We start from the raw sequence: 12,761 nt of genomic DNA, 5'->3' as shown, positions 1-12,761 counted from the left end.
GCCCAAGTACAACGAGTACAAGAAGGCGGACAGCGACCACCTCCTGGAGACCACCGGCCGTGAGCTGCGCAAGCTCATGAGCTGGGTCAACGACGGTGCCTGAGACAGCAGCACCCGAGACGGGACCGGGGGCCGGGCATGAACAGGCTGACGCCCGGCCGGTGCCGAGTACGCCTACGGATGCGTCGTTCGCCGAGCTGGTGCGGTCGAGCCACCGGCGATTGACGGGAAGGGATCTGTCCGCCTCCATCAGGGACGTGCCGGCGGACGAGGCCGCCGAGTGGCTCTACACCTCGGCTCCGTTCGGGCTGCTGGCGCACGACACCGGCATGGATCCGCGCTTCGTCTACGCCAACCGGACGGCACAGAAGTGCTTCGGCTACGAGTGGGACGAGTTCGTCGGCATGCCCTCCCGGTTGTCGGCTGTGCCCGATGATCAGGAGGACCGGAACGCCTTCGTACGGTCCGTGACCGAGCAGGGGTACGCGGAAAGGTACCGCGGGCGGCGCAGGGCGAAGTCCGGGCGCCGCTTCTGGATCGAGAACGTCACCATGTGGGATCTGCTGGACTCGGCAGGGGTCCTGCACGGTCAGGCCGCGATAGTTCCCATGTGGACAGAGACAGACGCGTGACCACCGACGAATGACTGCGCCGATGCCCGACCCTCTCCGGTGCGCGCCCGCGGTCGGCTGTCTCGGTCGGTGGCGTCGCAAGGGGCCTCGGGGCCGACGAGGAAACCGTTCCCGTCGATCCCGAGGTCCCTGCCGTATGTGTAGCGGGTCTTTCCGGCGGCGAGACGCACCGAAGACGCCTTGAGGCCTCGGTAGCTCTGCTCGACCTCGAACTCGACCATCAGGCCGGCCCGAACTAGGCCTCGGGATGGCACACGCATTCACACTCAATGCAATAACAGTGTCTCCAGTAGAATAGGGAGCGGCATCTCCCGTGCCTTGAGATCGAGCGCCGAGCTACGTAGCTCGGCCCTCTGAGCTGCTGCGACGCACTCCTCTTGGACCCTCTGCGCCTTTGGATGAAGGTCGTCGACGACTAGGAGATCTTGTGTTTGGAACGGTTGTGCTTGTCGTCCCTCTGCTCGCCGTCGCGATAATTTCGGCAGGTGCTGTTGCGTACCTACGCACACGCCGCAGCCGTACAGTGCTGGAAAGAAGGATTCTCGACCATCTCGGGCAGTGTCCGAACCTGACCCTGGAGCAGATCCACCAGACCGTCAATTCTGAAGCGGATGCTGTTTTCCGGATCCTCGTCCACCTGCGCGCCGCAGGCGCCATCGAGCGCCGTCTCTCTCCCGACGTGTCCGCAACCCTTCTGTACCGTCGCGTCGAAAACGACGTCCATGGCGGCCTGATAGGAGCGCGTACCGGCGGGCGCGGAGCCCACCGGGCGATGGACGCCGGCGGCGATGTCCTGCCGTGGAGCGGCCATACGGCTTTCTGAGCTGCCCCGATCGGCAGTTCCGCTCGGGATTCGTACACACATGAACACTGTCTGTCGCCATCCTTACGTCAGCGCTTGACAGTACATAGTGTGATGGCTGTACAGCATCTCTGCGTGTGCTGTATCACCGGGCGCTCCAGGACCCGCCGCACGAACAGGCGGTGGGCGGCGCCACTTCTTTCGCTGGTCCGCCCTTCGAGAACCGCAGTGGCGCAGCGGCTCTGGACGATCTGCTCGGTCGGTCCGGCTTCGATTGCGTCGCGGGCCTCGGCCGGACTGTGGCCCCGACGCCGCTGGTTGCGGCAGGTGGCCACCGCGGGGTTGAGGGCCGGCCCGGCCGGACCTTTCCCGGGCAAGACAGTGCGGCCGGGCCGGACGCCACCCGTACCGCCTGAGTTCGGTACGGGTGGCGACCGCCTCGGCCGCACTGCCGGGTTGGGGCTTCCGCCCCGGGGGAGCGGGCCGGAAACCCCTGACCTGTTACTTCACCGAGCCGGCCATCACTCCTTCGACGAAGTGACGCTGGAAGGCGAAGAAGACAGCGAGGGGAACGATCAACGAAAGGAAGGCGCCGGGAGCGAGGACATCGATGTTCGCGCCGAACTGCCGGACATGGGACTGGAGGGCGACGGTCAGCGGCTGGGATCCGCTGTCGGCGAAGATCAGGGACACCAGCATGTCGTTCCACACCCACAGGAACTGGAAGATCGACAGGCTGGCGATGGCAGGACGGCCCGTGGGCAGGATGACCCGCCAGAAGATCATCCACTCGGTGCCGCCGTCCATGCGGGCCGCCTCCAGCATTTCGCGCGGTATCTCGGCGAAGTAATTGCGCAGGAGGAAGACGGCGAAGGGCAGTCCGTAAGCGATGTGGAAGAGGATCACGCCCGGGATCGAGCCGAAGATGCCGAGGGCGCCGAAGAGCTTGGCGACCGGAAGCAGGCCGATCTGCACCGGCACGACGAGCATGCCGACGACGAGCAGGAAGATCCAGTCACGGCCGGGAAACTCCAGCCAGGCGAACGCGTAGCCCGCGAGGGCGGCGAGGACGACGACGCCCACGGTGGTCGGAACCGAGATCATGACGGTGTTGAAGAACGCCCGCGTCATGTCGCTGTCGTCCAGCAGATGACCGTAGTTGTCGAACGACAGCCCGCCCGGGTGGGTGAGCGCCGTCCACCAGCCGCTCTTGCTCTGGTCGGTCGACGAGCGCAGGGACGATACGAACAGGCCGACCGTCGGGGTGAGCCAGATGAGCGCGATCACGATCAGGACAGCCTGCACGAGGCTGTTGTTCAGCCAGCCTGAGGCTCGGCTCGCCGCTCCGGTCCCCGGCCGCCGCGGTGCGGCGGGCGGTGGCAGCGGTGCCGCTGTCTTCTCCTCGCCGCCCGGGGCGACGGGCGGCAGTTGCTCGGTGGAACTCTGGGCGGCCATCAGTGACTCCTGCGGAAGCGTCGGATGTTCACGGCCATCGCGGGGATCACCAGGAGCAGCAGGACCACGCCGATCGCGCTCCCCAGGCCCTGGTTGTTGCCGCCGCCGAAGGACACCAGCCACATCTGGAGCGCCAGTACGTTGGCGTTCTGCTGCACAGGTCCCGGCGCGATGATGTAGACGAGGTCGAAGACCTTCATCACGTTGATGACCAGCGTGACGAAGACGACACTCAGCACCGGCGCCAACAGCGGGACCGTGATGCGCCGGAAGATCTTCCACTCGTTCGCGCCGTCCATGCGGGCGGCTTCCAGCGTCTCGCGGGGGAGTGCGGAGAGGCCGGCGCCGATCAGGACCATGGCGAAGCCGGTCCAGACCCATAGGTACGCGCCCATGATCGCGGGGGTGATGAGGGCGCGGCCCAGCCAGGAGATGCCGCCGTAGGGCGCGGCGAAGTTGTCCGCCGGGAGCCGCACGGCGTATGTGCCGGGCTTGGTGTCCTCGAAGGCGAAGGAGCCGTCGGGCGCGCTGGTGGTCTCCGCGACCTTCTTCCCGTCGCGGGTCAGCTGGAGCTTGACGCCGGGCAGTCCGCGTTCGTGGGCGTCGACCTGATGCGGCTTTCCGCCGCCGCCCGGTGCGAAGTCCACGTAGACGACACCCGTCACCGCATTCGCCGCCTGTGTGGTGGCGGGGTTCACGGCCTGCTTCGCCTCTGCCGGGATCCCGGTGGGCGGTATGCCGACCAGGCCCAGTGTGAGGGGCTTGCCGGGGTCGGTGGTGTGGACGGTGCTGTACGCGCCGCCCGCCGCCTTCTTGAGGACGGCGGCATCGCGCGGACGTGCTCCGGGATAGCCGGCCGATTCGGTGAAGGCGTCGTGGATGCCGACGGTCGCCGCATTAAGCACACCGCGCTGCGGGTCCTGGTCGTAGACCAGCCGGAACGTGATGCCGGCCGCCAGGAAGGAGACCGCCATCGGCATGAAGATCAGCAGCTTGAACGCGGTGGCCCAGCGGATCTTCTCGGTGAGGACCGCGAGGATCAGTCCGAGCCCCGTCAGCAGGGCCGGCACGACGATGACCCAGACAGCGGTGTTGCGCAGGGCGGTCAGCGTGGTCTTGTCCTGGAACAGCTCACCGTAGTTGCTGAGCCCGACGAAGTGGCTGCCGCCCGCGTCGTAGGTGGAGCGGACGATCGAGTAGAGGATCGGGTAGCCCACGAGCGCACCGAGCAGGATCAGTGCGGGGAGGGCGAAGAGGACGGCGGTGACCCGGGCCTTGCGCTTGCGCCGGTGATTGGCGAGCAGTTGCCCCGGTGCCCCGGGGGACTTGGGGGGACCGATGGGGGTCGCGGCAGTGGACATGACGACCCATCAGTCCTTGTATGCCTTGGCAGCAGCGGTTTCGAGCTTCTGTGCCGTGGCCCCGGGGTCGGACGGGTCGGCGAGGAAGTCCTGCAGGAGCTTCCACTCGCCGGTGCCCGCGGTGCCTCCGAAGGCGGCCGGTGCCTGGTCGGACATGTCGAACCGCACGTTGTCACCGGCGCTGATCAGCGACTTGGCGGTCTGCCGCAGGGTGTCGTCGCTGTAGGAGGAGAGCGGCAGGGACTTGTTCGGGGAGAGGAAGCCGCCCGACTTGGCCCAGATGCCCGCGGCGTCCGGGGTGGCCAGGTACTCCAGGAGCTTCATGCCGCCCGACGGGTTCTTGCCCTTCTTGAGGGCCACGGCCGCGTCGCCGCCGCCGACGACCGGCGCGGGGCCGCCGCCCACCGAGGGGAACGCGAAGAACTTGGCGTCCGTGCCGACCTTCTTGTGCAGGTCGTTGGTGATGTTGCCGCTGACGAAGTCGCCCTCGTACGTCATGGCGGCCTTCGGCTCGTCACCGAAGACCTGTGTCACCGACGTCGGGAAGTCGGTCTGCAGCGCGCCCTTGGCTCCGCCGGCGATCAGGGTATTCTGCTTGAAGAGTGCGCCCAGCGTCGTCAGGGCCTTGACCACGGTCGGGTCGGTCCAGGGGATCTTGTGCTGCGCGAGCTTGTCGTAGTTCGCGGCGCCCGCCTGGGAGAGGTAGATGTTCTCGAACCAGTCGGTGAGCGTCCAGCCGTCCTGCCCGCCGATGGCGAACGCGCTGAGGCCCGAGTCGGCGATCGTCTTCGCGTCGGTCATCATCTGCTCGTACGTGTTCGGCGCAGTGACGCCCGCGTTCGTGAAGGCCGTGGGGCTGTACCAGACCGTCGACTTGTCGGAAGCCTTGAAGTACAGGGCGTAGAAGGTGCCTTCCACGGTGCCGTAGTCCTGCCACACCTGGGCGTAGTTCTTGGTGGCGGCCGCCTTCACGTTCGCGGACAGCGGCGCCAGCCAGCCCGACTTGGCGAACTGCTGGACGACGCCGACCTGCGGGACCATGACCACGTCGGGGGCGTCGCCGCCCTGGATCTTGCTGCCGATGACGGTGGAGACGTTGTCGCCGGTCGAGGCGAACTGGACCTTGGCCCCTGTCTTCCGCGCGAAGCCGTCGAGCACCTTTTTGAAGCTGGCCTGCTCCTCGCCGGTCCACACGGCCGCCACAGTCACGGTCTGCCCCTTGAGGGCCTGCGCGCCCTTCGGCGCGGAGGAGGACGAGTCGCTGCCGCCTCCGCACGCTGTGCTTGTCAGAGCCAGGCCGCAGACCACGGCGGTGGCTACAACGGTGCGCTTCATCTTTGAGGTCCCTTCGTCGGCGCGCCGGTACGGCCATGCGCGCTGTTGCTGTGCGGGTGGTACAGGGATCAGGGGGTGGCGCCTGCGGGACGGCTCGGTGGGATCACGGTTCGCCGACGGACCCGAGGGCGCCGGTGACGTCCATCCACCACGCGGCCGTGTTGCCGGGCAGCACGCCCGGCGGGCAGGGGGCGCTGGAGAGCAGCGGAGTGTCGGGGAGAGGCGCGGGGATGGCCTTCTCGCCGAAGTTGACCGTGCAGAGCAGCCCGTCGCCGCGTATGAACGACAGCACCTCCGGCGGGGAGTCGAGCCAGCGCAGATCACCCTCGCCCAGCTGCGGCAGGCGTGCCCGCAGACTCAGCGCGTAGCGGTACAGGTGCCAGAAGGAGCCGGTGTCCAACAGCGCCCGGTCCGTGGTGTGTTCGGCGAACCAGGCAGGCTGCGGAAGCCACGGCTGTGCGGTGCTGTCCTCGGCGGTGAAGCCGAAGGGTGAGGCGTGCCCGGACCACGGCAGCGGCACGCGGCAGCCGTCGCGGACGTAGCGGCGGCTGCCGGTCCTGCGGAAGATCGGGTCGGTCAGTGCCTCGTCCGGCAGGTCGACCACCTCGGGCAGACCGAGTTCCTCGCCCTGGTAGATGTAGGCGGCCCCGGGCAGCGCCAGCATCAGCAGTGCGGCGGCCCGGGCGCGGGTGGCGCCGAAGACGCCTGCCTCGCCGCCGTATCGTGTGACGCTCCTGACCTGGTCGTGGTTGTTGAGCACCCAGGTGACGGTGGAGCCGGTGCCGGCGATGTCCCGTAGCGCCTCGCCGATGGTCCGCCGGAAGGCGTCCGCGTTCCACGGGGCACTGAGCAGGTCGAAGAAGAACGCCTGGTGCAGCTCGTCAGGGCGCACGTAGCGGGCCTGGTCGGCGGCGGTCCTGACGGACACTTCGCCCACCAGCAGGCGTTCACGGCCGTCGCGGGAGGTGTACTCCTCGCAGACCGCGCGCCAGTTGCGCCACACGTCGTGCACCTCGGGCTGGTTCCAGGCGAGCGGGTTGACGGAGTCACGGGTGCGCTCGTCGGCCCCGGGGTCGGGCGAGTCGGGCAGCTCCGGGTGGCGGAACAGACCGGTCGCCACGTCGATACGGAAACCGTCCACGCCCCGGTCGAGCCAGAAGCGCAGCACCTGCTCGAAGTAGTGACCGACGCGCGGGTCGCGCCAGTTGAGGTCCGGCTGCTCGGGGGTGAACAGATGCAGGTACCACTGTCCCAGGCTGCCGTCGGTCTCTTTGACGCGTGACCAGGCGGCGCCGCCGAACATCGCCCGCCAGTTGTTCGGGGGCAGTTCGCCGTCCGTGCCGCGTCCGTCGGCGAAGTGGAACATCGCCCGTGCGGAGCTGCCGGGAGGGCTTGCCAGTGCCGCCAGGAACCACGGGTGCTCGCTGGAACAGTGGTTGGGCACGATGTCGATGACCATGCGCATGCCGAGGCGGTGGGTGTCGGTCACGAGGTGGTCGAATTCGTCGAGGTCGCCGTAGATGCCGTCCACGGCGCAGTAGTCGGCGACGTCATAGCCGTGGTCGTGCTGGGGAGAGGGGTAGAACGGGCTCAGCCAGATGCCGTCCACGCCGAGTTTGCTGAGGTAGGGCAAACCGGCGCGGACTCCCGCGAGGTCGCCCACACCGTCACCGGTGCTGTCCAGAAAACTGCGGATGTAGACCTGGTAGAGCACCGCGTCCCGCCACCACTGGCGCCGCGGCGGGCTGCCGTCGATGACGGGGGATACCGACTCGACCGCCGAGGGGGCTCGTAGCACCTGACACCATCCTGATTCCGGGCGCGCGAACAGCGTCGGCGCGGATTCGTGAGCAACAGCGATGCGCTGGGATGCGCGGACCGGCGGCTGGAATCAGCCCCGTGCTGTTATGCATTCATGTTAAGTATGCAAAACCGGCAGGTGTCAACGTTGTGACGCAAGGTTTAGTGGAAAGTGGCCGGTTGAGCGCCCGTAGGGCCCCAATGTGAACCCATATGGGTAGAGACTCTTCTACCTAACATCTAACTAGGATGAGGTGAAGATGAAGGCGGGACGGATCATCTCAGCCACGGGAGATGATGCGCCGCAACTCCCGGTCCAGCCGGGCGATCGCAACCCCGGCCGACGTGTGCTGCCGCAGGGCGTCACTGGTGATCGCGGCCACCGCGAGGCTCACCTGCTCGTACTCGGCGCTCTTGGGACGCGGCTTGGCCGCCTTCACGCTCTGCTCCAGCACCGGTAGATAGGGGTACCGTGCCGTCAGTTCGGGATCCGTGTAGAGGCCGGCCCACACCGGCGGCAGCGAACCCCGGGTCAGGACCTGACGTTGCACGTCCTCGCTCGTCATGTACGCCAGCAGGTCGGCGGCCGTCCGTGGATGACGCGAGTGCGCGTTGACCGCGAGGTTGGAGCCGCCGAGCACGCTCGCCCCCGGCCCGTCGGGCCCCGGCAGCGGCGCCACCCCGAACTTGCCCGCCACCTCCGAATCGGGCCCCGACGCCATGTCGTACACGTAGGGCCAGTTGCGCAGGAACAGCAGACCGCCGTCCTGGAACGCCCGGCGGGACTCCTCCTCCTTGTACGTCAGGGCCCCCTCGGGAATCCAGCCGTCCCGGACCCCCCGGATCAGGAAGTCCAGCCCCCTACGGGCGGCGGCCGAATCCACGGTCACCACCCGGCCGTCCCGGCCGAGAATCGTTCCGCCGGCCGACTCCACGGCCTCGTTCACATTGACCGTCAGCCCCTCGTAGGGCAGGAACTGGCCCGCGTACCCTGCCAGTCCGTACCGCGGGGCGACTGTCGCGGCGTCGCGTTCCAACTCGGCCCAGGTGCGTGGCGGTTCGAGGCCCGCCCGGTCCAGTATGTCCTTGCGGTAGTAGAGCAGGCCGGCGTTGGTGACATACGGCGCGGCGTAGAGCCGTCCGCGGAAGGTCGCGGTGTCCAGCACGGAGGGAAGCAGGCGTTTCAGCGGCAGCGCGGCCGGGTCCAGCGGGGCGATCCAGCCGGCCCCCGCGAACTCCGAGGTCCATGCCACGTCGATGTTGAGCACATCGAAGCGGCCGCCGCCGGACCGCAGGCTGTCCGCCATCTGGGCGTGCACCTCGTCGGCGGCCTCGGGCAACTGCACCAGTTTCACGCGCTCGTCCGGATGGGTGCTGTTCCACCCGTCGAGCACATGCTGGAGATAACCGGTCAGGTCGCGGCCGGTGGCGAGGGTGATGGGGCCTCTGCCGGCGGCCGGTCCGGCCGGTGATGTGCCGCTGCCCGCGTACCCCGCCAGCAGCAGTGCAGCAATCAGTAAGCCCCGCCGCGCGGCCCGCGCCCACCGCATGCGCTCCTCCTCAGGGGCAAAGACTTGATTTTCGTCCTTGCCCGACGTGTTATCTATACCTGCTGGGCATGCGGGATACTAGGCCTGGATACGGCATGGGTGGCAGCCGCCGCCCAGCCACAAGGTTTGGGCCCCGGCGAACAGGGAGAGCGGAGGAGGCTGAGCACCCATGCGTCTTCCCCTGTTGGCCCTCCTGGCGAAGGGGCCGGCGCACGGATACGAACTCAAACAAGGTCTTGAGACCCTGTTCGGCTCGGCCTACCCTCAGCCGAACGTCGGACAGATCTATGTCACTCTCACCCGTCTGGAGAAAGCGGGACTCATCCGGGGAGAGGCCGTACCCCAGTCCGGTAGACCGGACAAACGCACCTATGAACTCACCGAAGCGGGCCACGAAGCGGTCGCGGCCTGGTTCGAGCAGACTTCGGACGAGCCGCGTGTACGCGACGAGTTTTTCATGAAACTGGCGCTCGCCCCGCTGACCGGCGTCGCCGACCAGGTCGGCCTGATCAACAAACAGCGCCGCCACTATCTCAACCTGATGCGAGCCATGTCCCGGCTGGCAGCCGCGGAGGACCGGGACAACCGTGTCGCCCAACTTCTCATCGAGGGTGCCATGTTGCATCTGCAGGCTGACCTGGACTGGCTGGAGCGATGCCAGGAGGAGATGGAATGAAGCGGAACGAACCACCGGACGGCCGGGCCTCCGGGGACATCCTGGTTGTCGAGGACCTCGTCAAGACCCACCGAGTGGACGGCTCCGAGGTACGCGCCGTGCGCGGCGTCGACCTGCGCGTACGGCCCGGCGAGTTCGTCGCCGTCACCGGCCCCTCAGGAGCGGGGAAGTCGACCCTGCTGCACCTGCTCGGCGGCCTGGAACAGCCCGACAGCGGCCGGATATGGCTCGACGGGCGCCGGGTCGACACCCTCAGCGAAGCCCGCTGGGCGACCCTGCGGCGGCGCGGCGTCGGCATCGTCTTCCAGTTCTTCAACCTCGTCTCCACCCTGACGGTCGCCGACAACGTGGAGCTGCCCGGCCTGCTCGCCGGCCGGCCGCCCCGCCAGGTCAGGGAGGACCGCAAGGAACTGCTGGCCGAACTCGGCCTGGAGGGCAAGGAGGACAGCACTCCGGGCGACCTGGCCGGAGGCGAGCAGCAGCGCGTCGCCCTGGCCCGCGCGCTCATCAATCGTCCCAGCCTGCTGCTCGCCGACGAGCCGACCGGCAGCCTCGACAGCAAGGGAACCCGGGAGGTGCTCCGCCTGCTCTCCCGCCACCACCAGCGCGGCCAGACCATCGTGCTGGTCACCCACGACGCAAATGTGGCGAGCGCCGCCGACCGGGTCATCACCCTCCACGACGGCTGGGTCGTCGACGACATCTCCTTCAACGATCCGCCCGCGAGCACCCAGGCCGCGGCGGACGTCATCCGGCTCCTGGGCTGACCGGGATGCGAGCCCTCACCCGCTGGGCACTGGCGGACCTGCGCACCCACCGCGGCCAGGCGGTCTCCCTCGTCCTCACCATCGGAGGCATCACTGCCGCCCTGCTGATCTCCGTGGCCCTGCTCGTCTACGCGGCCGACCCCTGGCAGCGGCTCTTCGCCACCACCCGGGGAGCCCATGTCTGGATGCGCGTCGACAGCGCCGCCGATACCTCGGCGCTGAGCGGCCTGGACGGCGTCACCGCCGTCTCCGGCCCGTTCCGGACCGTATCGGTCACCGTGAGCAACGGCCCCGACCGGGCCGTCCTCGATCTGCGCGCGGCCGGGGCGACGCCCCCGGCCATCGGCCGCCCCGAGATCGACAGCGGGCGCTGGCTGAACGGCGCCGCCGGGGACGGCATCGTCCTCGAACAGTCCCTCGCCACGGCGCTGTGGGTCGAACCCGGCGACCGGATCAGCCTGCCCCGGGACGGCACCTTCCGCAGCCTGCGTGTCGTCGGCATCGCCGCGACCGCTGAACCCGGCTACGCGCGCGGCGACTCGCCCGGCATCGGCTGGGCGGCCCCCGAGGTGGTCGACGGCCTCGCCTCCCGCACCGGCAACTCCGGCGCGACCCTCGGCCTGCGGCTCGCCGACCCCCAGGACACAAGCTTCCTCGTCCAGCGGGCTGTCGCCGCGATCGGATCGGCGCAGGTCGTGGACGTGTCCACCTGGCAGGACGCCCGCGCCGACGCCGAGGGCGACAACCACCTACTGGGGCTGCTCATCGGCCTGTTCGGACTCGGGGCGCTGCTCGCCGCGGCCATCGCGGTCACCGGAGGCGTCGGCGCCCGGGTCCTCGCCCACGCGCGCGACATCTCCGTACTGAAAGCGATCGGCTTCACCCCCGGCCAGGTCGTGGCCCTGTTCCTCGTCCAGCACGTGTTCCTCGCCGTCCTCGGAGTGCTCTGCGGAGTGGCGGCCACCGAGACCCTCGGCCCTCTGATCCCCGGCTCGCTCAGCGAGGCCATGGAGGTCTGGCGGGCGCTGCCCGAGCACACCTGGACGGTGCCCGCCGTCTCCGTGGCCACCACGGTGGTGATCGCCTCCGCCACGACCCTCGCCGCCTGGCGGGCCGGCCGAGTCCCGTCGATCCCCGCCGCCAAAACCGCCGCACCGGGGCGCCGCAGAATGTCGGGGGTGGCCAGGGCGGCGCTCCGCGCACACATCCCTCCCGCGCTGGTCCTGGGTGCCCGCGCCGTCCTGCACCGGCCCGGCCGGTCGGCGGCCGTCGTCCTGCGGCTCGCCCTGTCCATCCTCATCGCCACGGTGGCCTTCGCCACCTGGGCCACTGTCGACCGGCTCGAACACAGCCCGGAGGAGGTCGGCCTCGCCGGTCAGCTCATCGCCCGGCCCAATGGCGTATCGGACGCGGCAGCGGTCCGGTTCCTCGACAACGGCCCCGGCGTCGCCGCCGTCCACCCCGGCACAGAACTGGCCGCCCTCGCCCCCGGCCAGTCCAAATCGGTCACGCTGCGCGGCCTGGGGACGGCGGCGCGGCCCTACCCGTTCGCCGTGGTCGCGGGCCGGGCTCCCACCGGTCCCGACGAGGCCGTGGCCGGCCAGGGGCTGCTGGACGCCCTGAACGTGACCGTCGGCCAGTGGGTGCGGCTGACCGTGGGCGGCACCCCGCACATCCTGCACATCGTGGGCCGTTGCATCGAGACCGAGGACGACGGCCGCGTCATCTCCACCACGTACGACACACTGCACGCCCAGGACACCGGCATCACACCCGCTTACTACAGCCTTGAGCTGCGCGACGGCGAACAGCCCGGCGCGGTACGGGCGGCCCTCGCCACGTCCTCGCACGGCACCCTGGAGATCCGTCCTGACACCGGATCGGCCCCCGATCTCTCACCCGTCCGCGGAGTGATCGTCGGCCTCGTCGTGGTGCTGGCGCTCATCGGTCTGGCGGAACTGTCCACCGCCATCTTCGCCTCGGTCCGGGACCACTCCCGGGACCTGCGCATCTACCGGGCCGTGGGCCTGATGCCCCATCAGGCGGTGGGGATCATGGTCGCCCAGATCGGGCTGCTGGCCCTGGCCGCGGCGCTGCTGGGCATCGGGCTCGGTGTCCCGCTCTCCAGCTGGCTCATCGATCTCCAGGGCGGATCGAGCGGCCTCGGGGCCGGCATCGCCCGACCGCCGTACTGGGGCGTTCTGTCGCTGCTCGCCTGCGTGTCGGTGGGTATCGCGGCCACCGCGTGCGTACTGCCCGCGACGCGGGCCACCGTCGCCCGGGGACCGCGCGGCATGATGAGCGGGCTGTAGGTCCCCGAACCGACAAGTGCCCTTCCCCGCGTGCGGGGAAGGGCACTTGTGCGTGGTGTGCCCAGCGTGGG

At 69.1% G+C, this 12,761-nt stretch carries 10 protein-coding genes; 4 read left to right on the top strand and 6 right to left on the bottom strand.

Features of this window, described 5'->3' with window-relative positions; all coding sequences use genetic code 11:
- Positions 1-161 precede the first annotated feature (161 nt).
- A complete protein-coding gene (locus ACGFU7_RS43140; protein WP_393703790.1) occupies positions 162-632 on the top strand; it encodes an MEKHLA domain-containing protein in 471 nt (156 codons plus the stop codon).
- A 499-nt stretch (positions 633-1,131) separates the two neighbouring features.
- Here the strand turns inward: ACGFU7_RS43140 and ACGFU7_RS43135 are convergent, their stop codons facing one another.
- The 6 genes from ACGFU7_RS43135 to ACGFU7_RS43110 all read right to left on the bottom strand — a co-directional run bounded on the left by ACGFU7_RS43135 (position 1,132) and on the right by ACGFU7_RS43110 (position 8,935).
- A complete protein-coding gene (locus ACGFU7_RS43135) occupies positions 1,132-1,443 on the bottom strand; it encodes a hypothetical protein (RefSeq protein ID WP_393703788.1) in 312 nt (103 codons plus the stop codon).
- A gap of 492 nt (positions 1,444-1,935) precedes the next feature.
- Complete coding sequence (locus tag ACGFU7_RS43130; protein ID WP_393703786.1) at positions 1,936-2,889, bottom strand: carbohydrate ABC transporter permease; 954 nt, start codon at positions 2,887-2,889, stop codon at positions 1,936-1,938.
- On the bottom strand, positions 2,889-4,250 hold the full coding sequence (locus ACGFU7_RS43125; RefSeq protein ID WP_393703784.1) for an ABC transporter permease subunit: 1,362 nt from the start codon (positions 4,248-4,250) through the stop codon (positions 2,889-2,891). The genes ACGFU7_RS43130 and ACGFU7_RS43125 overlap by 1 nt, the downstream gene beginning before the upstream one ends.
- A gap of 9 nt (positions 4,251-4,259) precedes the next feature.
- Complete coding sequence (locus ACGFU7_RS43120) at positions 4,260-5,585, bottom strand: ABC transporter substrate-binding protein (RefSeq protein WP_393703782.1); 1,326 nt, start codon at positions 5,583-5,585, stop codon at positions 4,260-4,262.
- Positions 5,586-5,688: 103 nt separating this feature from the next.
- A complete protein-coding gene (locus ACGFU7_RS43115) occupies positions 5,689-7,341 on the bottom strand; it encodes a glycoside hydrolase family 13 protein (RefSeq protein ID WP_393703793.1) in 1,653 nt (550 codons plus the stop codon).
- Positions 7,342-7,666: 325 nt separating this feature from the next.
- Positions 7,667-8,935 (bottom strand): ABC transporter substrate-binding protein, encoded by a 1,269-nt coding sequence (locus ACGFU7_RS43110; protein WP_393703780.1) that lies wholly within the window; start codon positions 8,933-8,935, stop codon positions 7,667-7,669.
- 169 nt (positions 8,936-9,104) lie between these two features.
- On the opposite strand from ACGFU7_RS43110, the gene ACGFU7_RS43105 reads away from it, so the two are divergent.
- Genes ACGFU7_RS43105 through ACGFU7_RS43095 form a run of 3 tightly spaced genes read left to right on the top strand, consistent with a single transcriptional unit; the run spans position 9,105 to position 12,690 of the window.
- Positions 9,105-9,611, top strand: a complete 507-nt coding sequence (locus ACGFU7_RS43105; protein WP_393703778.1) for a PadR family transcriptional regulator — start codon at positions 9,105-9,107, stop codon at positions 9,609-9,611.
- The gene (locus ACGFU7_RS43100) at positions 9,608-10,378 is read left to right on the top strand and encodes an ABC transporter ATP-binding protein (RefSeq protein WP_393703777.1); all 771 of its coding nucleotides are present in this window, start codon (positions 9,608-9,610) and stop codon (positions 10,376-10,378) included. Before ACGFU7_RS43105 ends, ACGFU7_RS43100 begins: the two co-directional genes overlap by 4 nt.
- A gap of 5 nt (positions 10,379-10,383) precedes the next feature.
- Positions 10,384-12,690 carry an FtsX-like permease family protein gene (locus ACGFU7_RS43095; protein WP_393703775.1) on the top strand — a complete coding sequence of 769 codons (2,307 nt, stop codon included), beginning with the start codon at positions 10,384-10,386 and terminating at the stop codon, positions 12,688-12,690.
- Positions 12,691-12,761 lie beyond the last annotated feature (71 nt).

Source organism: Streptomyces sp. NPDC048473, assembly GCF_043200155.1.
Taxonomy (GTDB): Bacteria; Actinomycetota; Actinomycetes; order Streptomycetales; family Streptomycetaceae; genus Streptomyces.
Note: the sequence above shows the minus strand (reverse complement) of the source record. Positions and strands in the feature narration are given on the sequence as shown.

Coding starts and splice junctions, on each gene's coding strand:
- ACGFU7_RS43135 (WP_393703788.1), bottom strand. CDS start 1,443: ATGGCCGCTCCACGGCAGGACATCGCCGCCGGCGTCCATCGCCCGGTG.
- ACGFU7_RS43130 (WP_393703786.1), bottom strand. CDS start 2,889: ATGGCCGCCCAGAGTTCCACCGAGCAACTGCCGCCCGTCGCCCCGGGC.
- ACGFU7_RS43125 (WP_393703784.1), bottom strand. CDS start 4,250: ATGTCCACTGCCGCGACCCCCATCGGTCCCCCCAAGTCCCCCGGGGCA.
- ACGFU7_RS43120 (WP_393703782.1), bottom strand. CDS start 5,585: ATGAAGCGCACCGTTGTAGCCACCGCCGTGGTCTGCGGCCTGGCTCTG.
- ACGFU7_RS43110 (WP_393703780.1), bottom strand. CDS start 8,935: ATGCGGTGGGCGCGGGCCGCGCGGCGGGGCTTACTGATTGCTGCACTG.
- ACGFU7_RS43105 (WP_393703778.1), top strand. CDS start 9,105: ATGCGTCTTCCCCTGTTGGCCCTCCTGGCGAAGGGGCCGGCGCACGGA.
- ACGFU7_RS43100 (WP_393703777.1), top strand. CDS start 9,608: ATGAAGCGGAACGAACCACCGGACGGCCGGGCCTCCGGGGACATCCTG.
- ACGFU7_RS43095 (WP_393703775.1), top strand. CDS start 10,384: ATGCGAGCCCTCACCCGCTGGGCACTGGCGGACCTGCGCACCCACCGC.